We start from the raw sequence: 23139 nt of genomic DNA on the forward strand, positions 1-23139 counted from the left end.
AAACAGCACGTCATCCTGAGCGCAGCGAACCGAAGGTCGACGGAGTCAAGGACCTTGCTCGCAGCTTGCGCCGCCGCTGCCTATGCAGGGCTGACGCTTTGTTGGTGACGTCCGTAACGCCGAAGCGCAGCTACCGAGCCCGGACGATTGGGCGTTGGTGGTTGCGCTTCGGCGTTGGTGCTGGAAAAGAGGAAGGCCCTTGACTTCGTCGACCTTCGGTTCGCTGCGCTCAAGATGACGTCCTCTTTTCCAGCTACGGAGGTTCCTACTCGCCCTCAATCCTCGACGTGTGCTTGGTGTCGGCCATGCGCCAGTACACCAGCAGCGACAGGGCCGCGCACACCGTCACGTACCAGTAGTAAGCCGGCTCCATGCCCCATTGCTTGGCCTGCAGGGCAATGTACTCGGCCGTGCCGCCGAAGATGGCCACCGTGAGGGCGTAGGGCAGGCCCACGCCGAGGGCGCGAATGTGCGTCGGGAACAGCTCGGCTTTCACCACCGCGTTGATGGCCGTGTAGCCGCTCATCACCACGATGGCCAGCACCAGCAGCCCGAAAGCCGCCCAGGCGTTGGTGGTGTGGGCCAGCATGGTGAGCAGCGGCACCGTGCCCAGCGTGGCGCCCACCCCGAAGAACAGCAGCACCGGCCGCCGTCCCACGCGGTCGGAGAGGGCGCCGATGAGGGGCTGCAGCACCAGAGCCACGGCCAGCGTCCAGAACGAAATCTGCGCGGCCTGCTCCCGGCTGAAGCCGGCCGTGTTGACCAGGAACTTCTGGGCGTAGGTCGTGAAGGTGTAGAACACGATGGTGCCGCCCAGCGTCAGGCCCACCACCGTCAGCACCTCGCGCGGGTGGCGCAGCAGCACGCGCAGCTTGCTTTCCGTCACCACGTCGGCTTCGGCAGCCTGCTGCTCGCTGAACGAGGCCGTTTCGGCCATGTGCCGCCGCAGGTACAGCGCCACCAGCGCCGCCGCCGCCCCGATGACGAAGGGCACGCGCCAGCCCCAGCGCTGCAGCTCGGCGGGCGTGAGCACCTGCTGCAAGCCCAGCTGCACCAGCAGGGCCAACAGCTGCCCGGCTAGCAAAGTCACGTACTGAAAGCTGGAGTAGAAGCCGCGGTGGCGGGCGTCGGCCATTTCGCTCAGGTAGGTGGCCGAAGTGCCGTACTCGCCGCCCACGCTCAGGCCCTGCAGCAGCCGCGCCAGCACCAGCAGCACCGGCGCCGCCCACCCAATCTGCTCGAAGCCCGGCGTGAGGGCAATGAGCAAAGAGCCGGCGCACATCAGCAGCACCGATAGCAGCAGGGCGGCTTTGCGGCCGTGGCGGTCGGCGTAGGTGCCCATCAGCCAGCCGCCCAGGGGCCGCATCAGAAAGCCCACCGCAAACACGGCCGCCGAGTTGAGCAGCTGCAGGGTGAGGTTGCCGCTGGGGAAGAACACCGGCGCGAAGTACAGGGCGAAGGCCGAGTACACGTACCAGTCGTACCACTCCACCAGATTGCCGATGGAGCCGCTGATGATGGAGCGGATGCGGGCGCTGGTGGTGCGCGGGGGAGGAGCCGAATGCATAGGCTCGCAAGATGGCGCATCCCCGGCACAACGAGGGCCGGCGGCCAGCCCACCGGTGGCTGCGCGTCTGGCCAAGGACGGCGCAGCTGCCGCAACCACGGGGCCAACAACGAGTCATTATAATTATTATTACTAATTATTGTGGAAATGTTGATAATTATTAGGCTTGCCGCGTATTATTCTCGTATCATTCGCTTCCCCACGCTTCCCCACGCTCCCGCACCATCCGCACCTATGGCTACCATTCAGAATTACTTAGTGAAGAGGACTTCGCTAATCGAGAGCATCAAGAGCTTTCACCACGAGCTACAACGGCAGTCAGGCGCCGACAACGCCCTGAAAGTATACTGCCGCGCTCTTTGCAGCTGGACCGAAGACCCCAACACCGACCTGCACCAGGCCGAGCGGCTGTTCGACGAAATCCGCCACGCCTCGCAGCTGGAAGACCTCGACGACTGGACCGACTAAGCTGCCCCGCTCAACCGTCTATTTCGAGCTGCACGGGGCCACCCACGGGGTAGCCGGTGCAGGTCAGCACCAGGCCGCGCGCTAGGTCGCGCTCGGTCAATACCTCGTTGTAGCTCATCCACACCCGCCCCTGGGTGCAGCGGGCCACGCAGTTGCCGCAGCGGCCGGCCTCGCAGCTGTAGGGCAGGCGCAGGTCGTGGCGGCGCGCGGCCTGCAGGATGGTATCGGGATGCCGGGCTTCGAACTCGTACTGCTGCCCGGCCCAGCGCACCGTCACGGGGTGCGCGTCGGTATCGGGCGGGAGCAGCGGGGGCACGTAGGCCGGCTCGGTCACGAAATTTTCCCGCCGGATGTGGTCGGTGGGCACGCGCAGCTCGCGCAGGGCGTAGGTGCACATGCGCATGTAGTTCAGCGGCCCGCACACGTAAGCCAGTAGCTCGGCGGGCGGAGCCACGGCGTGTTGCCGCACCAGGCTTTCCAGCAGCTCTTTGTAGAGGTGGGCGCGGGCCAGGTCGGGCGCGTTGCTGAACAGCCATTCGATGCGCAGCTGCTGCGGGTGCCGGGCCGCCAGGGCTTCCAGCTCTTCGCGGAAGATGGTGGTGGCTGGCGCGTGGTTGGAGTATAGCAGCACCACCGGCAGCTGCGGCTGGGTGGTCAGCAGCGTCTTCAGCAGGGAATAGATGGGCGTGATGCCCGAGCCGGCCGCCAGCAGCCACACCTGCCGCACGCCCGCCAGCTCGTCGGGCAGGGTGAAGAGGCCGGCGGCGCCGGTGGTCAGCAGCACGTCGCCGGGCTGGGCGCGGTCAACGAGCTGGCGCGAAAACAGCCCGTTGGCAATGCGCTTGACGGTAATGGCCAGGGGCTCGGGCAGCGCCGGGCTGGAGCTGAGCGAGTAGGAGCGGCGCGCCTCGTGGCCGTGCGCGTGCTGCACCAGGGTGAGGTACTGGCCGGCGCGGTAGGCCAGGGGCCGCTCGTCGGCGGGGGCCAGCAGCAGGGTGCGGGTGTCGGCGGTTTCGGCGCGCACGGCCAGCACGCGGAGCGGACGGTAGGGCGAGGCAGCAGAGGGCATAAGCAAGAGGCGCAGGCGGGTGCGGACGCAAATACGCAACTCCGCCGTAAGCAGCGGCGCCCGGCTACCCTGCAGAAAGGCAGGGCGGCAGGGCGCCGGGTGTTGGGTTGTGGAAAAAGGACGGATGCCAACTTACGCAACCTTATCGGTTTGGTTGGCCGGCGGCGGGTTAAGTTTTTGATTCAGCGAAATTTCCGTCCGCCTTCCGCTTTTCCAGCCGATATGGCCCGCTAGCTCAACTGCAGCTGCGCCAGCTCCCCATCGATAAATGCCACGTCCTCGGCCGTGAGCTGCACCTCGATGGCCCGGGCGTTTTGCTCGGCCTGCTGGGCGTTGCGGGCCCCCACCAGGGCCACCGTCAGGCCGGGCTGCGCCAGCGTCCAGCGAATGACCAGCTGGCCCAGCGTGGCGTTTTTGGCCTCTGCCAGCGGCCGGAGCTGATCCAGGAAAGCGTTGACACGCGTCACGTTGTCGGGCGTGAACAGGCGGTGCGTGGCGCGCAGGTCGCCGGGGCCGAAGTCCTGCCCGGGCCGGATCTTGCCCGTCAGCAAGCCCAGCTGCAGCGGGCTGTAGGCCAGAATGGCCTTGTGGTGCGCGAGGCAGTAGGGCATCACGTCGGCTTCGATGTCGCGGCGCACCATGCTGTAGGGCACCTGGTTCGAGGCCAGCTTCAGCGTCTGCTCCGCTTCCTGCATCTGCGCCACCGAGTAGTTGCTCACGCCCGCGGCGCGCACCTTGCCCTGCTCGATGAGGCGCTGCACGGCCGCCATCGTGTCGTCGATGGGCGTGGTCACGTCGGGCCAGTGAATCTGGTAGAGGTCGAGGTAGTCGGTGCCGAGGCGGCGCAGCGAGTCCTCGCACTCCTTCACGATGCTCGCGGGCGTGGCCAGTTTGTACACGTCCAGGTCGCGGCCGTCGTTGTCCTTGGTCTTGAAGCCGAAGTCGCCCTGGGGGGCCGGCAAGTCCCAGCGCATGCCGAACTTGGTGAGCAGCTGCACCTTGTCGCGCGGCAGTCCTTTGATGGCCGCGCCCACGATTTCCTCGCTCAGGCCCTGCCCGTAAATCGGGGCCGTATCGATGCTGGTCACGCCCAGGTCGTAGGAAGCCCGGATGGCACCCACCGCGTCGTTCTGCTCGGTGCCGCCCCACATCCAGCCGCCCGCGGCCCAGCTGCCAAACGTTATCCGCGACACGCTCAGGCCCGAGTCGCCCAGTTGTTGATATTCCATAAAGAAGCTTGAAATGCACGGCAGCTGCTGAACCGGCCCCGCCGAAGAATTGGACGATGGCAAGGCAAGGGCTTGTCTTTCGGTTGGAAAGCGCGGTCTGCCGTAGTTGTTAGGTTGGCTGGCTTAACCTTTACAAGCCCCGGAAGGTTATACTTGAGCAGTCGTTGGTGCTCTGCCACCCGCCGCGCCGCCCGATTCCACCCCGCTTGCATGCCCGTTACTAAATTCCGCCGCCCCGACGGCCACGTGTACCTCACCGCCGAGCGCAACCGCGCCGAAGGCTGGATTCATGCCCGCTGGTCGGGGGTACAAACGCTGGAAACGGTGAAGGAAGGCGGCCTGGCCTACGTCGACATGCTGCGCGAGGAGCCCTGCACCAAGCTGCTCAACGACCACTCCGAGCTGATCGGCCGCTTCACCGAGGCCAACGAGTGGGTGGCCCAGGTCTGGACGCCGCTCATCCTGCAGGCCGGGCTGCGCTACTTTGCCCACGTCCTCTCGCCCGGCATCTTCGGCCAGCTTTCCATCGAAGACCTGCACCAGCGCATCGAGGGCGTGTTTGAGCTGAAGATGTTCGACGACTTAGAGGAAGCCAAAGAGTGGCTGCGCAGCGTCAGCTGATGAACCCCACCGCTTTCACCGTCACCGAAACCGACGTTCCGCTCGACGGCTACCACCTGCGCGTGCAGCGCCTGCTGCCCACCGCGGCCAGCCCGCGCCCCACGCTGGTGTTCTTGCACGACTCGCTCGGCTGCATCAGCCTCTGGCGCGACTTTCCCGCCCGCCTGGCGGCCGCCACCGGCTGCCCCGCCCTCGTCTACGACCGCCGCGGCTACGGCCAGTCGGCCCCGTTCGACAGCCGACCCCGCACCAACGACTACCTGGCCGACGAAGTCCCGGTGCTCCGGCAGCTGCTCGATGCGTGCGGCATCACCCGGGCCATTCTCTTCGGGCACTCCGATGGCGGCAGCATTGCCCTGCTGGCCGCCGCGCGCTACCCCGAGGGCGTGGCCGCCGTGCTCACCGAAGGCGCCCACGTGTTCGTCGAAAACCTCACGCTGGCCGGTATCCGCGCCGCGCAGCAGCAGTACCACGGCACCAATCTGCCCGAGCGCCTGGCCCGCTACCACGGACCCCACACCGACGCCGTGTTTCGCGCCTGGGCCGATACCTGGCTGAGGCCCGCCTTCCGCCACTGGAACATCGAAGCCGAGCTGCCCCGCATTCAATGCCCCGTGCTGGTGCTGCAGGGCGCGGCCGACGAGTACGGCACCGTGGCGCAGGTCGAGGCCATTGCTACGCAAGCCAGCGGCCCTGCCGAGGCCGTGCTGCTGCCCGGCGCCGCCCATACCCCGCACCGGGAAGCGCCGGAAGAAACCCTGCGCCTGGCGGCCGAATTCGTGCGGCGCGTGCTGTAAAGATGCCTACTGGCGTCTGGTCGTCCGGGCCGCGTGGCTGACGTTCGAGTGGCCGTCGTTCAGGGGCCAGATGCTGTAGCAGGTACCAAAAAAGGGGGCGCGAGCTGCGTAGCTCACGCCCCTTCTGAAGCTCGCGTCGGGTCCATTCCCCAATGCCCTTGCCCGCCGGAGTAGTTTTGGTGCATTCTCCCAACCCCTGGCTACGTCCGGTTGACTTGCGACTTCAGTGTAGTTAATTGCTCGTTGCGCCCCCGCCGGCCCGGGCCGTCCGCCTTTTCTGCGCCGACGCGCAACCGCCCGCCCGCACCGCGGCGGCCGGTGCCGCGCTCGAATGCTGCAGGAAGGAACGACGTGGCATGGCGCAGAGGAATAGTGGGTGGGAACGGTTCGGTGAGCGGGTTGCGAAGTTGAATGTTCAGCTAATTCTTCTGAAAGCCACGCCCTTGCCGGCGGATTTTTTGCGCAAACGTTATCGGGAACGTTGCCAAAGGAGCCTACCAAACGGTCGTTTGGTGGTCGGCTGCGCCGATTTCGGGGCCGCCACTGTCCGGCCGCGACGCGGGCAACGGCAGGCAACCCCGGCGTGGGCGCGCGCCCGGCCGGCGCCGCCAGCCTATCCCCCGGAGGGCGGTGCGGCGCCGGGTTATCTTACAGAAAGGCAACTATTTTGCTTAACTTAACGATTCCCTATTCAAGACCTCACCAGCCGGAATCCGTTATGAAAGCTTTGCATCTTGCCTTGGTCGCCCTTGGCGGCAGCCTCCTGGGGGCTGCCACGCCCTGCGTCGCCGGTAATCCGGTGGCTACCTCGTCTATCACCGTCGTGGTGTCGCAGCTGGCTTCCACCGAATCGGCCGTCAAGCTTTACTTCTACAACCTGCGCGAGTCGTTTCTGCAGCCCAAGCAGTATGCCTTCGTAAAAGTGGTGCGCCCGGGTGGGCAAGACCGCATTACGCTGCCCGTGGACCTGGCCAACGGCGACTGGGCCGTGGCCATCACCCAGGACACCAACAACAACGACAGGCTGGACAAGAACATGATGGGCATCCCGACCGAGCCCTTCGCGTTTTCCAACAACGTGCGCCCGCGCTTCGCCCCGCCCGACTTCGACGACTGCAAATTCACCGTCAGCGGCCCCGGCAAGGTGGTTAGCATCGTGCTGAAGCCCTGAGGCGCCGCGTGCGGCCGGCTGCCCCGGCCGAAAAACCGGCGGGCGTCGCCCATCGGCCCGCAGTTCTCAAACCAGCCCTGCCTAGCCGGCCGGGCTGGTTTATTTTGGGGCAACGCGCGGCGACCCGGGCGCCAGACGTTGGCTGAACCCTAGGCTCGGCCGCTAAAAACGGCGCTGCCGCCGCCCGGATGCCGTTGAGCTTACTCGCCGAGCCGGGAGGCGCAACCCGCAGATACCTTGCGCCGTTTGCGGGCATGGAACCGGGTGAATTGGCAGAGGTTGTTAGCTTTGCCCTGACGCCCGCGTTTTCTGCCGCCCATGTCTGACGTTGTTCTTCAAGCTGAATCTTACGGTTCCCTGCTGTTTGCCCCGGAGGTGCCCTGCATTGTGGTTCAGTGGCACGCGTTTGCCAACTCGCAGCAGTTCCGCAGCCTGATGGATGACTCGCTGGACGCTTTTGCCGACCAGGCCCAGCTGCATTGGCCGCTGGGCTGGCTGATGGACGCGCGCCAGATGAGCGCCATCACGCCCGCCGACCAGATCTGGCTGGAAACCGACTGGAACCCGCGCGCCTACGCCGCCGGCCTGCGCCACATCGGCATTGCCAACGCCGAAAACATTTTCGGCCGCATTGCCACCCAGGTCTACATTGCCAACACCGTGGCCCAGTCGCATTACACCCTGGACGCCGTTTCCCTGCCCACGCTGGACGACGCTAAGGACTGGGTGCGCGACGCGCTGCAGTAGCCGCTGCCGCCCTGGCAGCACGCCGGCCGCCCGCCATTCCCGAATCTGTCTCGGGTTGGCGGGCGGCCGGCGTTTTGAGAGCAAGCCGGTTTACTGCGGTTCTTTCGCCGGCCGGAACGGTTTGGCGCCGCTGGCCAGCTGGTGCAGCAGCTTCACCACGCGCTGGGCGCGGGTTTCGGCCCGCTTGGCCGCCCCGATGTAGTGCACGAGGTTGCGCTGGCGCCCGGGCGTCAGGCGGGCGAAGGCCGCGGCGGCTTCGGGCCATTCGGCCAGGCCTTCGGTCAGCTCCTCGGGCATGTCCACCTGGTCGGGGTTGGGGTCGGCGGCCAGGGTCACCGTTACGGGGGCATCGACGCTCAGGCGCAGCTCGCGGCGCAGGGCTTTGCTAACGAGCAGAAACCGCTCCCCGGTGCTCATCGGCAGCAGGCCGCGGCGGATGGGGTGGCCGTTGAGCGTGCCCACCACGCGCTTCACGCTTTTGCCGCCCAGCGCCTCCACCACTTCTTCGGGCACGATGATGATGGCCATGGGCATGAACCCGAGGCCGTTGGACAGCAGCTGGCCCTGAAAGGTGAGGGCGTCGGCGGAAACCATTCGGGCTTACTTTTTCTTCGGGGCCGGCTCAGGCTTAACCGGGGCTGCGCGCAGCTCGGCTCCGGCGGGCACCGACAGCTCGCGGGAGGTCTGGAACTCGGGTTGCTTGTCGGCGCCTTCCTCCAGGCGGCGCTGCACGATGCGCACGTGGCCGCCGGTGCTCGGCAGCACGGCCAGGTCGTTGCTGGTGCCGGAGTTGGGGTCGTAGCTGCGGAAGCCGAGCACCATGCTGCCGGGGAAGTTGGCGCGCTTGGCTTCGGCCGCGTCCACCTGGTCGGGCTTGCCGGCGAAGGGCCCCAGGTCGATTTCGCGCGACTCGCCGCCGCTCAGCACCAGGTAGGCCATGGTGCGGGCCGGGCCACCGTCGGAGCTCTTCATCGGCTCGAAGCGGAAGGCCATTTCCACCGGCTTGGCCGCGGCGGCGGCGGCCGGGGCTTCGGTGGGCGTGGAGCCCGATACGCCGGGCGCGGCTTCGCTGGCGTCGGCGGCGCCGGCCTCCGGGGCCTTCACGTCGCCCGCGGGGGCCGACTGCTCGGTGGCGGGTGGGTTTTGGTTGCAGCTGCCGAGCAGTAGCGTGGCGGCCAGCAGGGGGAGAGCGTAGCGTTTCATCGGGCGGAGGAGAGAAGGGCCAACGGCGGGTTTTCGGAGAGTAAGAATAAGCATAAAAGCCGCGCCTGCCGCACGCCCCGCCCGAAAAAGCCCGCGCCGGCCCGGCGGCCACCGCCCGGGGGCAGGCGCTTTCCGACGGGGAACCGCCGCGCCGAAACCTTTCGGGCCCGGCCGGGCTTATAGCCGCCGTACGCCTTTTGTCCCCTCCCGATATGAAAGTTGAAATCTGGTCCGACATCATGTGCCCGTTCTGCTACATCGGCAAGCGGCGCTTCGAAGCGGCCCTGCAGCAGTTTGCCCACGCCGATCAGGTGGAGGTAGCCTGGCGCAGCTTCGAGCTGGACCCCAATATGCAGACTCGTCCCGGCCAGACCATTCACCAGCTGCTGGCCGAGCGCAAGGGCGTGTCGGAAGCCGAAGGCCGGCGCATGAACGACTACATGGCCGGCGTGGCCCAGGAAGTGGGCCTGCGCTTCGACTTCGAGCGGATGCAGCCGGTGAATACCTTCAAGGCCCACCGCTTCGCGCACCTGGCCGCCGCCCACGGCCGTCAGGACGCGGCCGAGGAGCGCCTGTTTGCCGCGTACTTCACCGAGGGCCGCAACCTCGACGACGCCGCCACGCTGCAGAAGCTGGGCGCCGAGCTGGGCCTGCCCGCCGAGGCCGTGCCCCAGATGCTGGCCTCGGAGGCCTACGCCCAGGAAGTGCGCGTGGATGAGTACCACGCCCGGCAGATCGGGGTGCGCGGCGTGCCCTACTTCGTGTTCGACGACAAGTACGCGGTGTCGGGGGCGCAGCCGGCCGAGCTGTTTCAGGAAGTGCTGACCAAGGTGTGGGACGAGCTGCACCCCGCCTCCACCCCGGTGACGCTGGCCGAGGGCCCCGCCTGCGGCCTCGACGGCGCCGACTGCTAACGCAAGCCGCGTGACCCACCCGCAACCGGGAGCACCTGGTTGCGGGTCGGTCCGGGCAAAAACCGGCGGACACCCGGAGCCATAAGGTCGCTGGCTGCCGCAACTGGCCATTTGGGACGCGGCGCCGGGTTAGCGGCCCGGGCCCTACCTTCGGCTTCTTCCCCGTCGTCATGTCTTCTGCCGAAACCACGTTCCGCGCCATCGGCGCCGCCCAGCCATCCGCCGAAGCGGGCCAGCTGTTTGGGAAGCCCTGCTTTAAAATCAACGCCAAAGCCTTCGTGTGCTTCTTCCAGGAAGCCATGGTCTTCAAGCTCGCCGACGAAGCCCACCGCGAGGCCCTGGCCCTGGACGGCGCCCGGCTGTTCGACCCCTCCGGCAAGGGCCGCCCCATGAAGGAATGGGTGCAGGTGCCCGCCGATTACCAGGCGCAGTGGCCCGCGCTGGCCGCCGTAGCTCACCGGTACGTGAGCGGGCAGTAGGGTGTGGCCGTCGTTAGCGCTGCGCCGTTTCGGGAGTCAGGAAGCCGAACGAGCGGTTCTGGTAGCGCGGCAGCTGCAGGCCGCTGCGCAGCTTCATAAACGAGTTGTAGGGCGCTACCGGCGCAATCATGTTGATCAGCCAGGTGGGCAGTTCCCCGCCCGGGTCCACGCGGAAGGTGTAGGCAATCTGCAGGCGGCTGTCGGTAATCTGGCGCACCGTCCACTGGCCCGTCCAGGAAGGCACGCGCACGATGTCGGCCTGCGGGGCCACCATGCCGCCCACCGAGTTGGTGTGGATGATGAGCTGCCGCTCGGCCGGGGCGTATTGAAACTGCAGGTGCATCACCACGTCGCGGTTGGCCACGGGGCGGGGCATCTGGCTTTCGAGGTAGTAGTACAGCTCGGTTTCGCTGACGCGGCGCAGCAGGCGGGCCCGCTTGGTGTTGCTGATGACCTGCGTGTAGTTGTCCACGTCGGTATACAGGGCCACCAGCTGCGCCAGGGTGCCGGGCATTTCGCAGTGCACCCGGATTTCCTTGAAGCGGCTGTCCGGGGAGTGCCGCGAGTACACCTGAATGCCGTTCTTGTTGGTTTCCAGCCGCCACGATTCCAGCGCGGCCGCCTGCGCAGGCAGCGGCGCCGTGACGGGCCCGACCAGGCTCAGCACCGAAGCCAGGCTGGCAATGAACAGCGCGCGGGTGGTACGCATCAGGAACGAACGTGAGGCCTTGGGTGGAAGATGAGCAGCAAACCGAATTGTGAAAATACAACCTTGCGGTTGAATAAAACAGTTTTCGTGCCGAAAGCCCCAACTTTATGTGACTTCCGCTGTTTGCGGGCCCTGCCGGCGCCAGGGTTCAGGCCAGGGCCGGCAGGTGCGTGCGGCAGGCAAAATGGAACAGGGGCGAGAGCAGCAGCTTGCTGAGCTGCACTTCGCGGGCGGCGGCGTGGCCTCCGGTGCGCTGCTCGTCGAGGTAGGTGCGGCAGGCGCGCTGCACGGCGTTGTACACGGCCGCGGCGGGGTAGCAGCTCAGCAGCTCGCGCAGGTCGCGCAGGTCGTCGGTGCTGAAGTGGGCGTTCAGGGCCAGAAAGGCCAGAAACTGCTCCCGCGCGGCCAGCGAAGCCGGCTGAATGGTATTGGCCGTGGCGGCGGGTTCGGCCGGAGTAGCGGCGGCGGCGGCACGGGTCGACTGAACTACGAAGCGGATCGACTCAGAGGTGGTGGAAGTAGTCGTGGGGAGCATAGTTGGTCTGAAAAAGGTTTATATAAATATAGGTAAAAATTTTATGTAATAAGTTACATAAAATAAAAATTTTACGCTCGCTTCAGCGGGGCTGGCCAGCACGAGCCGAAGCAGGAAGGCCCGTGCCGGTAGCCGATGGAGCCAGCGGGAGCAACAGCGCTGCGCCCTCGGCTGGCTGCAGCAAGCCAGCCGAGGGTGCCAGGCACGGGCAGGGAGGTGCGGACGCGGCCCGCAACGAGGCCGCCGGGCGCGGCGCTAGGCAATTGCGGGGCGCCGGTCCGCGGGCGCCGCTGCGTACGCGGGGCGGGGTGCGGCGCTCTGCAGGGGCCGCCACAAGGCGTACGAAGCGAGCATGAAGGCCAGGAACAGCAAGGGCGACGCTACCAGCCAGAAGCCGTCGTGAGCGGCGTAGCGAGCCGCGCAGGCGCCCAGCAGGTTGAAGGTGAAGCCGGCGTACGCCCACTCCTTTATAGTGCGAAACCACGGCTGCACCAGGGCCGCGGCGCCCAGCAGCTTGCCGATGCCCAGCACGGTGAGCACGTGCTCGGGGTAGCCCAGGTGCCGCATGATTTCCTGGCCCGACGGGTGGTGAATGACTTCGGAGACGCCGCCGAACAGCATAAAGACGGCGAAGGGCAGCGTGAGGCTCCAGTAAAGCGTGGTGACGGTTTTGGGGTTCATGGCTGGGGTGCTTGGCTAAGCGTTTTGGGGTTAATTGATATTCCAAAAATATTAGCAATTTGCGGCTCGTTCGCGGGGCGGATGCGACCATTTGCGGGTTTATTCCGACATTCCCCGGACTATAATTGAGGCCATGAAGCAGATATCCATTCTGGTGCCGCACGGGGCCGTGCTGGGCAGCATCGAGGGGCCGCGGCTGGTGTTTTCGGAGGTCAATCAGCTGCTGCAGCGGCTGGGACGGCCGCCGCTGTTTCGGGTGCAGCTGGTGGGCCTCACGCCCGAAACGCCGGTGTGCGGCGGGCTCTACAACATCCGCACCGAGCTGCTGATCGGCGACGTGGCCCGCACCGACCTAATCATCATTCCGGCCGTGGATGGCGACCTGAGCCGGGCGCTGGACGTGAACAAGGACTTTCTGCCCTGGATTACGCAGCGGTACCGGCAGGGCGCCGAAGTGGCCAGCCTGTGCCTGGGCGCGTTTCTGCTGGCCGCCACCGGCCTCATCGACGGGCGGCAGTGCACCACGCACTGGGCGGCGGCGCACTACTTCCGGGTGATGTTTCCGCAGGTGCAGCTGGTGGAGGACCGCCTCATCACCGACGAGCACGGCATTTACTCCAGCGGCGGGGCCTTCTCGTACCTGAACCTGGTGCTCTACCTGATCGAGAAATACGCGGGCCGCGACATGGCCGTGACCTGCGCCAAGGTATTTCAGATTGACATCGAGCGGGTGAGTCAGTCGGCCTTCGTCATCTTCCAGGGCCAGAAAGAGCACGGCGACGAGCCCATCCGGCGCATTCAGACGTACATCGAGGACAACTACCAGGAAAAGCTGACGGTGGACCAGCTGGCCGACCTGCTGGCCCTGGGCCGCCGCAACCTGGAGCGCCGCTTCAAGAAGGCCACCGCCAACTCGGTAGTGGAGTACATTCAGCGCGTGAAGGTGGAGGCGGCGAAAAACCGGCTGGAAACCTCGCCCGACAACGTGAACGAGGTGATGTACCGCGTGGGCTACTCCGACCCGAAAGCCTTCCGGGTGGCGTTTAAGCGCATCACCGGCCTTTCGCCCAGCCAGTACCGCGAGAAATACGGGCGGGCCCGGGTGCCGGTGGCGTAGCGGCGGGGGGCCGGTGGGAACGGCACTGAGGCGCGAAGGGCGGGGACGAAGAGTAAGATTTTAATAATTTAATAGGATATATTGTAGCTGTGTCCGGGGTGGCTACCTTTGAGGATTGCCTGATTCGCAGGTAGTCAACATTCCGGATGAAACACCTCTATTCCTGGCTCGGCGGCGTGGCGCTGCTGAGTTTGCCCCTGGCCGCCGCGCAAGCCCAGAACGTGGGCATCGGCACCACCCAGCCCACCCAGAAGCTCGACGTGGACGGCAACATGCGCGTGCGTGGGCTGCCCGGCGCCAGCCTGCTGCAAACCGATGCCGAGGGCAACGTCGTGTCGGGCGCCGCCAGCATCAGCGGGCCGCTGAACCCGGCGCCGGCGGGCGTCGTCACCGGCCTGAACAACCCGCTGGTGGCCGTGAGCGGTCCGCTGGCCGTGGTGCTGAACCGCGGCGCCGGCACGCTCAGCCTCTACGACGTGAGCAACCCGGCCGCGCCCGCGCTGCGGGGCACCGCCACGGGCGTGAGCAACGGGGTGGAAGTGGCCGTGAGCGGCACCACGGCCGCCGTGCTCATCCACTCCGGCGCGGGCTACATTCAGCTGTTCAGCCTGGGCGGCGGCGCCCCCACGGCCGTGGGCAGCAGCATCGTGCCGCCGGCGGCGCTGTCGGCCGTCAACGGGGGCATAGCAATGACCGGCAACCGGCTTTACGCCGCCTACGACCGGGCCGGGGCCTACGGCGCCTTCTACGTGTACGACGTGAGTACCCCGGCCACCCCGACGCTGCTCAACGCCGCCCCCACTACCAATACCGGCCCGACCAACAGCACCGGCTTTTTCACGCCCCAGACGGTGGCCGTGGCCGGTAACTTTGCGGCGGTGGGCCACGCCTACAACGGGGCCGCCGTGCTCGACGTGAGCAACCCCGCCGCGGTGACGGTGGTGGGCAGCGCCGGCAGCATGAGCACCGGCACCTACTCCGGCAACGACCAGCCGTTGGCCCTGTCCACGACCACGCTCTGCATGCTCACCGTGGGCACCAATACCCTGAGCACCTACTCGCTCAGCGCCACCGGCGTGCCCACGCTGCGCCACACCTATACCACGGCCCCGACGCCGGTAAGCGTGGCGCTGAGCGGCAACCTGGCCTACGTGGCCTGCCGGGGCGGCAGCGCGCTGCAGGTCATCGATGTGAGCGGCGGCAGCGCGGTGCTGCGCGGCACGGCCGTGCTCGACGCGGGCACCAACAACCTCGCCCTGACCCCGACGCTGGGCCTGGTGGCCAACGGCAGCCCCAGCCAGAGCCTGCAGACGTTCAGCATCAACAGCGCCCGCACCGTGACGGTGGCCCCCGACGGCAGCCTCAGCTCGGCCCCGCTGGCTACCTCGACGGACTACGTGCAGAACCAGCCGCTGACCACCCAGACCGGCAGCTTCAACCTGAGCGGCAACGGCGCGCTGGGCGGCAGCCTGGGCCTGGGCACCACCGCCCCGGTAACGCGCCTCGACGTGCGCAACACCGCCGCCGCGGCCCTGCCGGCCAGCAGCGGCAGCGCCCAGAGTGGCGGCCACTACGCCCGCTTCCTCGGTACCTCGAATGCGGCCCTGGATATGGGCAGCAACGGCACGGCCGGCCACTGGCTGCAGGCCGGCAACACCACCAACCTGGGCGTGCGGTACCCGCTGCTGCTGAACCCCAACGGCGGCAACGTGGGCATCGGGACCAGCGGCACCACGCGCCTGCTGGAGCTGGGCTCCATGAGCTACGGCAACCCGGCCATGGTGCGCATGGGCGCCGGCAACGGCGCCGGCATCGGGCGGGCCTGGGAGCTGGGCGTGCAGGTGAACAGCGGCAACCTGGCCGACGTGAGCGGGGAAAACTACGATTTTGCCGTGCGCGACGCCACCGGCAACACCACCCGCCTGCTGATTGAGTACAGCACCGGCAACGTGGGCGTGGGCACCAGCGCGCCCACCAGCACCCTGCAGGTAAACGGCTCGGTAGCCGTGAAAGTGGCCAACAACGTGGCCGGCAACAACAGCGGCACGGCCCTGGGCGACAACGGCTACGTGGGCCTGAGCCCGGCCACCAACGCCGACTACTACCTGCTGCCCAGCGCCAGCTCCTGCCCGGGCCGCATCTACTACATCCGCAACAACAGCAGCAGCAATACCGCCTACGTGGGCAGCAGCGGCGGCAATATCTTCGAGGGCGGCTCCGCCAACGCCGCCGCGGTGGCCGGTACCAGCTCGTACCCGCTGGCCACCAGCGGCGCGACCAAGACGGTAACCATCATTTCGGACGGCGCGAACTGGACGCTCATCAAGAACGGCAACTAAGCGTCCGGCGACACCCGCGGCCTGGCTTCGCCGCTTACCGCGCCCCGGCCCGCTGGTCGGGGCGCTGGCGTTTAGGGCAGTACCTGCACGGCGGCCGGGTCGTAGAGCTGCTGCCAGTCGCGGCGCAGGATGGCGTAGAGCAGCTCGTCCTCGAACTCGCCCGCGTCGTTCAGGCCCGACTCGCGCATGCGGCCCTCGTACTGAAAGCCGGGCGTTTTCTCGATGGAGCGGCGCGAGGCGTGGTTCGACACCCGGAAGCCGGTGGCCACGCGGTTCAGCCCCAATAGCTCGAAGGCGAGGTAGAACAGGTGCGGCTTGCTGCGCGGCGTGACGCCCCGCCCGCGCATGTGCTCGAACACGTCGGCCCCGGTCGAGCCGCTGCGCTCCTCCCAGCTGTCGACGGTGAGCAGGGTCAGGCCGGCCAGCTCGGCGCCGAGGGTGGAGTAGAAGCCGAAGTTGGTGCGACGGCCCTGCCGGTCGTACTGCGGCAGGTAGCTGCGAAACAGCTCGTCGAGCATGGCGTGCGAGTCGGCGTGGCCCTGAAACAGCGCGGCAATGTCGGCCAGGTTGTCCTCGTTGATCAGGTGCAGGGTGATGCCGTCGGACTGCAGAGCGCGGAACGTGGGTATCATGGCGGCGGGTGGTTGAGTGGGCCGGCTGAATGTACCACCCGCGGCGCTTAATCCGCCAGCAACCCTACCAGTTCCGCCACCAGCGCCGCGTCGGTTTCCCACTGCTCGGCGCCGAACATGCTGGCGGGTTGTGGGCCGGTGACGCGCCGCTTGGCGCTGGTGTGCAGCTCTGGGGCTCCGGTGGCGGCCAGCACGGCCCGGGCGTTGGCCGCCGTGATGCCCGCGCCCGGCAGGATGCCGATACGGCCTGCGGCCTGCCGCCCCAACGCCGCCAGCTGCGCGGCGCCGGCGGCGGCCGTGGCCGCCCCGCCCGAGGTCAGCACGCGCCGGCAGCCCAGGCCGATGACGTCCTCCAGGGCCGCGGCCTGGTCGGGGCAGTCGTCGAAGGCGCGGTGGAAGGTGACGGGCAGCGGGCCGGCCGCTTCCAGGAGCGGGCGGCAGGCGGCTACATCTACGCGGCCGGCGGCGGTGAGGGCGCCCAGCACCACACCGGCGGCGCCCAGTTCCCGGCTCAGGTCGATGTCGGCCCGCATGATGGCCAGCTCGCCGGCGTCGTACGCGAAGTGCCCGGGCCGGGGGCGGATGAGCACGAATACCGGAATCGTCAGCTCCCGCAGCACCTGCCGCAGCAGGCCGTAGCTGGGCGTGATGCCGCCCTGCTCCAGGTTCTGGCACAGCTCGATGCGGTGCGCCCCGCCGGCCTGCGCCGCCCGCGCCGAGTGCAGGGAAGCGGCGCAGATTTCCAGCCGGCGGCTCACCGGAGCAGGTACTCGCTGTCGAGCAGCACGTTCTTGCCGTCGGCGGTCTGCACGGCGTAATTGAAGCCCTTTTGCAGGGCGTAGGCGCCGTATTCGCCGCGGTTGTTCAGCGCGATGAAGCACACCTGAATGTCGCGCGCTTTGCTGCCCTTGATGCGCGCTACCCGCTCGACGGCGGCCTTACAGGCGGCCTTCGGGCTCAGCCCCTGGCGCATCAGCTCCACGATAAGGCTGGCCCCGGCAATGCGAATAACGTCCTCGCCCTGCCCGGTGGCGGCGGCAGCCCCCACCGCGTTGTCGACGTACAGTCCCGAGCCGATCAGCGGGGAGTCGCCCACGCGGCCGCGCATCTTGAAGGCCATGCCGCTGGTGGTGCAGCTGCCGCTGAGGTTGCCGCGCGCGTCCTGGGCCAGCAGGGCAATGGTGTCGTGGTTGTGCTTGCCGCCCACCGGACCCACCGGCCGCCGGTCCGAGTTTTCGACGTTGATGACCGGCTTGTACTGGCTGGTTTTCAGCCACTCGCGGTAGTCTTTGTCGGCGTCGGCGCTGAGCTTGTCGGGCTCCAGCGGAAAACCCTGCGCCAGGGCAAACTGCTGGGCGCCCTCGCCCACCAGCAGCACGTGCGGGGTGCGCTCCATCACGCGGCGCGCCACGCTGATGGGGTGCTTGATGCGCTCCAGCGCCGCCACGCCGCCGCAATTAAACTGCTCGTCCATGATGCAGGCATCGAGCGTGACGCGGCCGTCGCGGTCGGGGCGGCCGCCCAGGCCCACGCAGCAGCTTTGCTCGGCTTCGGTCACCATCACGCCGGCCTCCACCGCGTCGAGGGCGCGGCCGCCGGGCTGCAGCACCTGCCAGGCGCCCCGGTTGGCGTTGAGGCCCGCGTCCCAGGTGGAAATGACTACCGGCTGGCCGGTGGCGGCGCGGGGCGCGGGGCGGGCGGCCTGGGCCAGGGCCTGGCCGGTGGCCAGCGCGGCCAGGCCGGCGGCCGACGTCTGAAGGAATTTCCTGCGGTTGGGCATGGGGCAAGTGAGCGGATAAGCTGGGCCCGAAAGAACGAAAGATTCTGGCGCTTTGCCTTACCCGGGCTGCCAGCGGGGCCGGGGACACGGTGCCGGCGCTTATGCCGCAGCAGGCGGCAGGCAGCCGTAAAAGCGGCGTGCCGGCCCGGGCGTCAGCGAAGACGACCGAGCCGGCACGCAATTGCTGCATCACCCGGCGCAGGGGCTGCGGCAGCTACGAGATGATAACCTCCACCCGGCGGTTTTGCTGGCGGCCGGCGGGGTTGTCGGAGCCGTCGGGGCGGGCGTTGGGCGCCACGGGGTTGGCTTCGCCGTAGCCTTTCACCTGAATCTGCCCGCCGGCGTTGGCGCCGTGCTGCTGCAGCCAGTCGGCAATGGCCTGGGCGCGGCGCTGCGAAAGGGTGAGGTTGTAGGCGTCGTCGCCCTTGGCGTCGGTGTAGCCGTTGATGACCACCCGGCTCTTGGTGTACTGCTTCACCACCTCGGCCAGCTTCTGCAGCGTGGGGCCGGCCTCGGGCTTGATGTCGGCCTTGTCGAAGTCGAAGAGCACGTCGGCGTTGAAGTTGATGACCAGGCCCAGGTCGGTCATCTGCGCGCCCAGGTCGCTGGCCGCCCCCGACAGGTCGCTGACGACGCCGGTGAGCTTTTGGCCCCGGTCGACGGCCGCCGCGTTCTGAGCCGCGGTGGCCTCGGGCGTTTCGGTGGGCGCGGCGGCCGGACCCGCCGGGGCCGCTGCGGGAGCGGGCTGATTCGCGGCGCCCACCGGCCGGCCATCGGTGCCCGTCATCGGCTGGCCGGCGTCGGTGGCGTGGTCGGCGGACTTATCGGAGCAGCTGCCGAGGCCGAGCAAGCCGGCGCAGGCCAGCGGTGCCGCCAAAAGCGTAAGGCGGCTCATCGTTGCACGGCCACGGCGTCGAAGGAGCCGGCTTCGGGGATGCTGAGCGAAATCGTCTGGCTGGTGGCGGGCGGCGCCGGAAACTTCAGCGTCACGATGGCGACGCCGGTCTTGCGCACATCGGCGTGAAACTGCTTGTCGTTGTAGGAAAGCGGCGAGGCCATGTACTTGCCCTGCTGGTCCTTGAGCACCTCGTATTTGCGCGAGGTAGCGTCGTCGATGTAATTGACCTGATCAATGTCTTCGTAGACGGTGGCGGAGTTTTCGGCCGTGGGCGGCAGGCTGTACTGCAGCTCCACGCTGAGAATGTCGCCCACCACGCGGGCCTTGGTCAGCGCTACCTGCGTGTTTTTCGGGCCGGGCTGGGTGGCCAGGGCCGCCGGAGCAGGGGCGGGGGGCGGCGTAGCGGCCTCGGTGCGGGCCACGCCGGCGTCGGCGGGCGGGGCGGCGGGCTGCTCGGCCGGAGCAGTGGTCGTGGTGGTGCTGGTTTCGGTGGTGGCGGCGGTGTCGGCAGGCTTGTCCTGGCTACAGGCAGCAAGGCTCAGGGCAGCTGCGGCCAACGCGATGAGGTGCTTGTGCATTGGAGTATTCCGATATGGTGTTTTCGGAATACGGCGCCCGGCCACCGGGGTTTGCCCGAGCTTCCCTGCAGTGCCGCCGCCCGGGGCCGGCCGCGGCCGCGCCCGACGGGCCTCGGCGGGCTGATAGTTGAGTCTTTTTTTTAGGTTCGGCGGGATTTGCCTGCCGGACTTTCCAATATTGCAGCCCCGGGCCCGCCCGGGGCCCGAGTCCGCACGATACCCCATTCCCACGCCCCGCTTTATGCCCCTTTCTGCTCCCGCCCGCCCGCGGCGGCTCCGCCGCGCCGGCCTGCTGCTGGCCACCGCCCTGCTGCCGCTGCTCGGCCTGGCCCAAACTGCGCCCGCCATTCAGCGCCTGAACCCGACCAACTGGTGGGTGGGCATGAAGCACCACGACGTGCAGCTGCTGGTGTACGGCCCGCAGGCCGGCACGCTCAGCTACACCGTCGACTACCCCGGCGTGAAGCTGGTGAAGGCCAACGCCGTCGAAAACCCCAACTACGTCTTTCTCGACCTGAGCATCAGCCCCACGGCCAAGCCCGGACAGGTGAAGCTGGTGGGCAAAAAAGGCGCCCAGACGGTGACGCGCAGCTGGGAGCTGCGCGCCCGCGACAACGCCGCGAAGGCCCAGGGCGTCACCCAGGCCGACCTGATCTACCTGGCCATGCCCGACCGCTTTGCCAACGGCGACCCGTCGAACGACAAGTTCAGCGACATGGCCGACCCCAACGCCGACCGTGCCAACCCCTTCTACCGCCACGGCGGCGACCTGCAGGGCGCCGCCCAGCACCTCGATTACCTCAAGGAACTGGGCGTGACGGCCGTGTGGTTTACGCCCGTCATCGAAAACGACCAGCCGCTCACCGACGAGGGCGGCAACATGCGCTCGGCCTACCACGGCTACGGCTTCACCGACCACTACAACGTGGACCGGCGCCTCGGCGGCAACGCGGCCTACAAGGCCTTCGTGGAGAAGGCCCACGCCCAGGGGCTGAAAGTGGTGCAGGACGCGGTGTACAACCACGTGGGCATCAACCACTGGACGGTGAAGGATATGCCCATGAAAAGCTGGCTGCACCAGTGGCCCAGCTACACCAATACCTCGTACCGCCAGCAGCCCATCGTCGACCCGTACGCGGCGCAGGTGGACCGCCGCGTGACCACCGACGGCTGGTTTGTGCCCTTTCTGCCCGACCTGAACCAGCAGAACCCCTACGTGGCCAACTTCCTCATCCAGCACGCGCTCTGGACGGTGGAAAACTTCGGCGTCGATGCCTGGCGCATCGACACGTATATGTACAACGATTTGCCCTTCATGAACCGCTGCAACGCGGCGCTGCTGACGGAGTACCCCAAGATTCACATCTTCGGCGAGTCGGCGGTGAGCAACGCCATCGATCAGGCCTACTTCGTGCGCAACAAGGTGGCGTTTCCCTTTAAGTCCAACCAGCCCGGCGCCCTCGATTTCGTGCTGGAGGGCGGCATGCTGGCGGGCCTGAAGGAAGTGGGCGGCAAGGATGCCACCGGCTGGGACAACAGCGTGCAGCGCGTGTACCAGGCCCTGGCGCAGGACGCGGTGTACCAGGACCCGACCCGGTTCGTGACCTTCCTCGACAACCACGACCACAACCGCTTCCTCTCGGAAATGGGCGAGGACCTGGCCAAGTACAAAATCGGCCTGACCTGGCTGCTCACCACGCGCGGCATTCCGTCGATGTACTACGGCACGGAAATCCTGATGAAGAACTTCAAGAACCCCTCCGACGCCGAGGTGCGCCGCGACTTTCCCGGCGGCTTCGCCGGCGACAAGGAAAACAAGTTCACCGCCGCCGGCCGCAGCGCGGCCGAAAACGACGCGTTCAACTTCGTGAAGACCCTGGCCCAGTACCGCAAGAGCCACCCCACCCTGCACGCGGGCAAGCTGATGCAGTACCTGCCCGAAAACGGCATCTACGTGTACTTCCGCTACGACAACGCCGGCACGGTGATGGTGGCCACCAACGCCACCGACAAGCCCGCCGCCCTGCCCACGACCCGCTTCACCGAGCGTATGAGCGGCTTCACCAAAGCCCGCAACGTGCTGACCGGCGAAGCCCTCCCGGACCTGAAAACCCTGCAGCTGCCGGCCAAGACGGCCGTGGTGCTGGAGCTGCAGAAGTAGGCCGCAGTACGCCTTCGTCACGCAGCAACGCGGCTGCTTCCCCTGGCGGGAGGCAGCCGCTTTGGCATTGGTACTATTTGCCGCCAAATGCTAACCAGCGGGCGGTATTCTGCCGTACACGCTCCCTCACCACATCACCTACTATTTCAATGCCGCATCTTTTGCACACCCTGGCTGCCCGCTGGGCCGCGCCGGCCGCCGCCCTGGGCCTGCTGGCCGCCTGTTCCAACAATCCCAACGGCGAGTCGGCCGGCGACGCCACCGCCACCACCGACTCGGCCGCCACCACTATGCCGGCCGACACGGCCAGCGCTGCCGCGCCCAAGCCCGTGCAGCCCACCGGCGCCAAGCCCGCCTGGGGCCCCAGCATCAAGCCCGAAATGCAGGCCGTCATCGAAACGCTGGCCGGCCTCGGCGGCAAGCCCATCGAAACGCTCACGGCCCCGGAGGCCCGCCAGCAGCCCACCCCCGCCGATGCGGTGATGAAGCTGATGCAGCAGAACAACATCCCGATGCCGCCCGTCACGGCCGATACCATGAGCCGCGTGGTGATGCCCGGCGTGAAGGTGCGCATCTACACGCCCAAGAATGCCACGGGGCCGCTGCCGGTGGTGGTGTATTACCACGGCGGCGGCTGGGTTATTGCCAACCTCGATACCTACGACGCGTCGGTGCGCGGCCTGGTCGATCAGACCGGCGCCATCTTCGTGTCGGTGGCCTACCGGCAGGCGCCGGAACACAAGTTCCCGACGGCCCACAACGACTCGTTCGGGGCCTACCAGTGGGTGCTGAAAAACGCCGCCTCGTTTAAGGGCGACCCGGCCAACGTGGCCGTGGCCGGCGAATCGGCCGGGGGCAACCTGGCCTGCGCCGTGAGCATGATGGCCCGCGACAAAAAGGTGCAGCTGCCCAAGCACCAGCTGCTGGTGTACCCCATTGCGGGCTACGATATGAACACGCCTTCGTACCAGAAAAACGCCCAGGCCAAGCCCCTGAACAAGGCCATGATGGGCTGGTTCTTCGACAAGTACCTGCGCTCGGCCGCCGATGGCAAGAGCCCGCTGATTTCGCTGGTGTCGGCCAACCTGAAGGGCCTGCCGCCCACCACGGTCATCACCGCCGAGCTGGACCCGCTGATGAGCGACGGGCAGCTGCTGGCCGACAAGCTGAAGGCCGCCGGCGTGCCGGTGAAATTCCAGAACTACGACGGCGTAACGCACGAATTCTTCGGCATGGCCGCCGTGGTGCCCCAGGCCAAGGAGGCCCAGGCCCTGGGCGGCGGCGAGCTGAAAGCCGCCCTGATGAAGTAAGCCCGGGCTGCTGCTCTGGCTCCCACGCAAACCGCCGCTTCCAGACCTGGAAGCGGCGGTTTTGTTGTTGGCGCGCGGCCGGGCCGGCGCCGCGCCGTCGGGTGGGCTGCCGCCTTTGCCCGGGGCCATTGCCG

24 protein-coding genes are annotated in these 23139 nt (G+C 67.5%); 11 read left to right on the top strand and 13 right to left on the bottom strand.

The genetic code is table 11. The features are described 5' to 3' along the window. Nucleotides 1–265 precede the first annotated feature (265 nt). Nucleotides 266–1567, bottom strand: coding sequence for an MFS transporter (locus DLM85_RS09720; RefSeq protein ID WP_111477907.1), 1302 nt, complete (start codon nt 1565–1567; stop codon nt 266–268). Between the two features lie 234 nt (nt 1568–1801). Between DLM85_RS09720 and DLM85_RS09725 the strand changes: the two genes are divergently transcribed. Next, on the top strand, nt 1802–2035 hold the full coding sequence (locus DLM85_RS09725) for a hypothetical protein (protein ID WP_111477908.1): 234 nt from the start codon (nt 1802–1804) through the stop codon (nt 2033–2035). Nucleotides 2036–2045: 10 nt separating this feature from the next. Here the strand turns inward: DLM85_RS09725 and DLM85_RS09730 are convergent, their stop codons facing one another. Beyond that, the gene (locus DLM85_RS09730) at nt 2046–3104 is read right to left on the bottom strand and encodes a ferredoxin--NADP reductase (protein ID WP_111477909.1); all 1059 of its coding nucleotides are present in this window, start codon (nt 3102–3104) and stop codon (nt 2046–2048) included. A gap of 230 nt (nt 3105–3334) precedes the next feature. Next, nucleotides 3335–4333 (bottom strand): aldo/keto reductase, encoded by a 999-nt coding sequence (locus tag DLM85_RS09735; RefSeq protein ID WP_111477910.1) that lies wholly within the window; start codon nt 4331–4333, stop codon nt 3335–3337. 210 nt (nt 4334–4543) lie between these two features. On the opposite strand from DLM85_RS09735, the gene DLM85_RS09740 reads away from it, so the two are divergent. The 4 genes from DLM85_RS09740 to DLM85_RS09755 all read left to right on the top strand — a co-directional run bounded on the left by DLM85_RS09740 (nt 4544) and on the right by DLM85_RS09755 (nt 7669). After that, nucleotides 4544–4954: a hypothetical protein gene (locus DLM85_RS09740; protein ID WP_111477911.1), complete on the top strand. Its 411-nt coding sequence runs from the start codon at nt 4544–4546 to the stop codon at nt 4952–4954. Continuing rightward, nucleotides 4954–5751, top strand: a complete 798-nt coding sequence (locus tag DLM85_RS09745) for an alpha/beta fold hydrolase (RefSeq protein WP_111477912.1) — start codon at nt 4954–4956, stop codon at nt 5749–5751. Before DLM85_RS09740 ends, DLM85_RS09745 begins: the two co-directional genes overlap by 1 nt. A gap of 799 nt (nt 5752–6550) precedes the next feature. Next, entirely contained in the window at nt 6551–6922 is a 372-nt protein-coding gene (locus DLM85_RS09750) for a DUF2141 domain-containing protein (protein ID WP_165822080.1), read from the top strand. Between the two features lie 318 nt (nt 6923–7240). Next, on the top strand, nt 7241–7669 hold the full coding sequence (locus tag DLM85_RS09755) for a hypothetical protein (protein ID WP_111477914.1): 429 nt from the start codon (nt 7241–7243) through the stop codon (nt 7667–7669). A 90-nt stretch (nt 7670–7759) separates the two neighbouring features. Here DLM85_RS09755 and DLM85_RS09760 read toward each other — a convergent pair whose 3' ends face one another. Both DLM85_RS09760 and DLM85_RS09765 read right to left on the bottom strand, forming a co-directional pair. Beyond that, nucleotides 7760–8263, bottom strand: coding sequence for a YdeI/OmpD-associated family protein (locus tag DLM85_RS09760; protein ID WP_111477915.1), 504 nt, complete (start codon nt 8261–8263; stop codon nt 7760–7762). Nucleotides 8264–8269: 6 nt separating this feature from the next. Continuing rightward, nucleotides 8270–8872 (bottom strand): hypothetical protein, encoded by a 603-nt coding sequence (locus DLM85_RS09765; RefSeq protein WP_111477916.1) that lies wholly within the window; start codon nt 8870–8872, stop codon nt 8270–8272. Nucleotides 8873–9084: 212 nt separating this feature from the next. On the opposite strand from DLM85_RS09765, the gene DLM85_RS09770 reads away from it, so the two are divergent. Beyond that, nucleotides 9085–9786: a DsbA family oxidoreductase gene (locus DLM85_RS09770; protein WP_111477917.1), complete on the top strand. Its 702-nt coding sequence runs from the start codon at nt 9085–9087 to the stop codon at nt 9784–9786. Between the two features lie 170 nt (nt 9787–9956). Then, entirely contained in the window at nt 9957–10265 is a 309-nt protein-coding gene (locus tag DLM85_RS09775) for a hypothetical protein (protein WP_111477918.1), read from the top strand. A gap of 13 nt (nt 10266–10278) precedes the next feature. Here DLM85_RS09775 and DLM85_RS09780 read toward each other — a convergent pair whose 3' ends face one another. From DLM85_RS09780 to DLM85_RS09790, 3 genes are all read right to left on the bottom strand, one after another. After that, on the bottom strand, nt 10279–10974 hold the full coding sequence (locus DLM85_RS09780) for an START domain-containing protein (RefSeq protein ID WP_111477919.1): 696 nt from the start codon (nt 10972–10974) through the stop codon (nt 10279–10281). Between the two features lie 148 nt (nt 10975–11122). Continuing rightward, nucleotides 11123–11509, bottom strand: a complete 387-nt coding sequence (locus DLM85_RS09785) for a hypothetical protein (protein ID WP_111477920.1) — start codon at nt 11507–11509, stop codon at nt 11123–11125. Between the two features lie 255 nt (nt 11510–11764). Next, the gene (locus tag DLM85_RS09790) at nt 11765–12190 is read right to left on the bottom strand and encodes a DoxX family protein (protein WP_111477921.1); all 426 of its coding nucleotides are present in this window, start codon (nt 12188–12190) and stop codon (nt 11765–11767) included. 133 nt (nt 12191–12323) lie between these two features. Here DLM85_RS09790 and DLM85_RS09795 point away from each other — a divergent pair, with 133 nt between their 5' ends. Beyond that, entirely contained in the window at nt 12324–13307 is a 984-nt protein-coding gene (locus tag DLM85_RS09795) for a GlxA family transcriptional regulator (RefSeq protein WP_111477922.1), read from the top strand. Between the two features lie 146 nt (nt 13308–13453). Then, on the top strand, nt 13454–15646 hold the full coding sequence (locus DLM85_RS09800) for an LVIVD repeat-containing protein (protein ID WP_111477923.1): 2193 nt from the start codon (nt 13454–13456) through the stop codon (nt 15644–15646). 71 nt (nt 15647–15717) lie between these two features. Here the strand turns inward: DLM85_RS09800 and DLM85_RS09805 are convergent, their stop codons facing one another. The 5 genes from DLM85_RS09805 to DLM85_RS09825 form a co-directional block, all read right to left on the bottom strand. Beyond that, the gene (locus tag DLM85_RS09805) at nt 15718–16278 is read right to left on the bottom strand and encodes a GNAT family N-acetyltransferase (RefSeq protein ID WP_111477924.1); all 561 of its coding nucleotides are present in this window, start codon (nt 16276–16278) and stop codon (nt 15718–15720) included. A gap of 47 nt (nt 16279–16325) precedes the next feature. Continuing rightward, nucleotides 16326–17036 carry a copper homeostasis protein CutC gene (locus DLM85_RS09810; RefSeq protein ID WP_111477925.1) on the bottom strand — a complete coding sequence of 237 codons (711 nt, stop codon included), beginning with the start codon at nt 17034–17036 and terminating at the stop codon, nt 16326–16328. Next, a complete protein-coding gene (locus DLM85_RS09815) occupies nt 17033–18058 on the bottom strand; it encodes a glycosylasparaginase (protein ID WP_111477926.1) in 1026 nt (341 codons plus the stop codon). The genes DLM85_RS09810 and DLM85_RS09815 overlap by 4 nt, the downstream gene beginning before the upstream one ends. Before the next feature lie 214 nt (nt 18059–18272). After that, nucleotides 18273–18935 carry an OmpA family protein gene (locus tag DLM85_RS09820; RefSeq protein ID WP_133256996.1) on the bottom strand — a complete coding sequence of 221 codons (663 nt, stop codon included), beginning with the start codon at nt 18933–18935 and terminating at the stop codon, nt 18273–18275. Between the two features lie 14 nt (nt 18936–18949). Further along, a complete protein-coding gene (locus tag DLM85_RS09825) occupies nt 18950–19534 on the bottom strand; it encodes a hypothetical protein (RefSeq protein WP_111477928.1) in 585 nt (194 codons plus the stop codon). A 241-nt stretch (nt 19535–19775) separates the two neighbouring features. Here DLM85_RS09825 and DLM85_RS09830 point away from each other — a divergent pair, with 241 nt between their 5' ends. Both DLM85_RS09830 and DLM85_RS09835 read left to right on the top strand, forming a co-directional pair. Next, a complete protein-coding gene (locus tag DLM85_RS09830; RefSeq protein WP_111477929.1) occupies nt 19776–21695 on the top strand; it encodes a glycoside hydrolase family 13 protein in 1920 nt (639 codons plus the stop codon). 149 nt (nt 21696–21844) lie between these two features. Beyond that, nucleotides 21845–23005: an alpha/beta hydrolase gene (locus tag DLM85_RS09835; protein WP_111477930.1), complete on the top strand. Its 1161-nt coding sequence runs from the start codon at nt 21845–21847 to the stop codon at nt 23003–23005. The last annotated feature ends 134 nt before the right edge of the window (nt 23006–23139 follow it).

The organism is Hymenobacter edaphi (assembly GCF_003258365.1).
Taxonomy (GTDB): Bacteria; Bacteroidota; Bacteroidia; order Cytophagales; family Hymenobacteraceae; genus Solirubrum; species Solirubrum edaphi.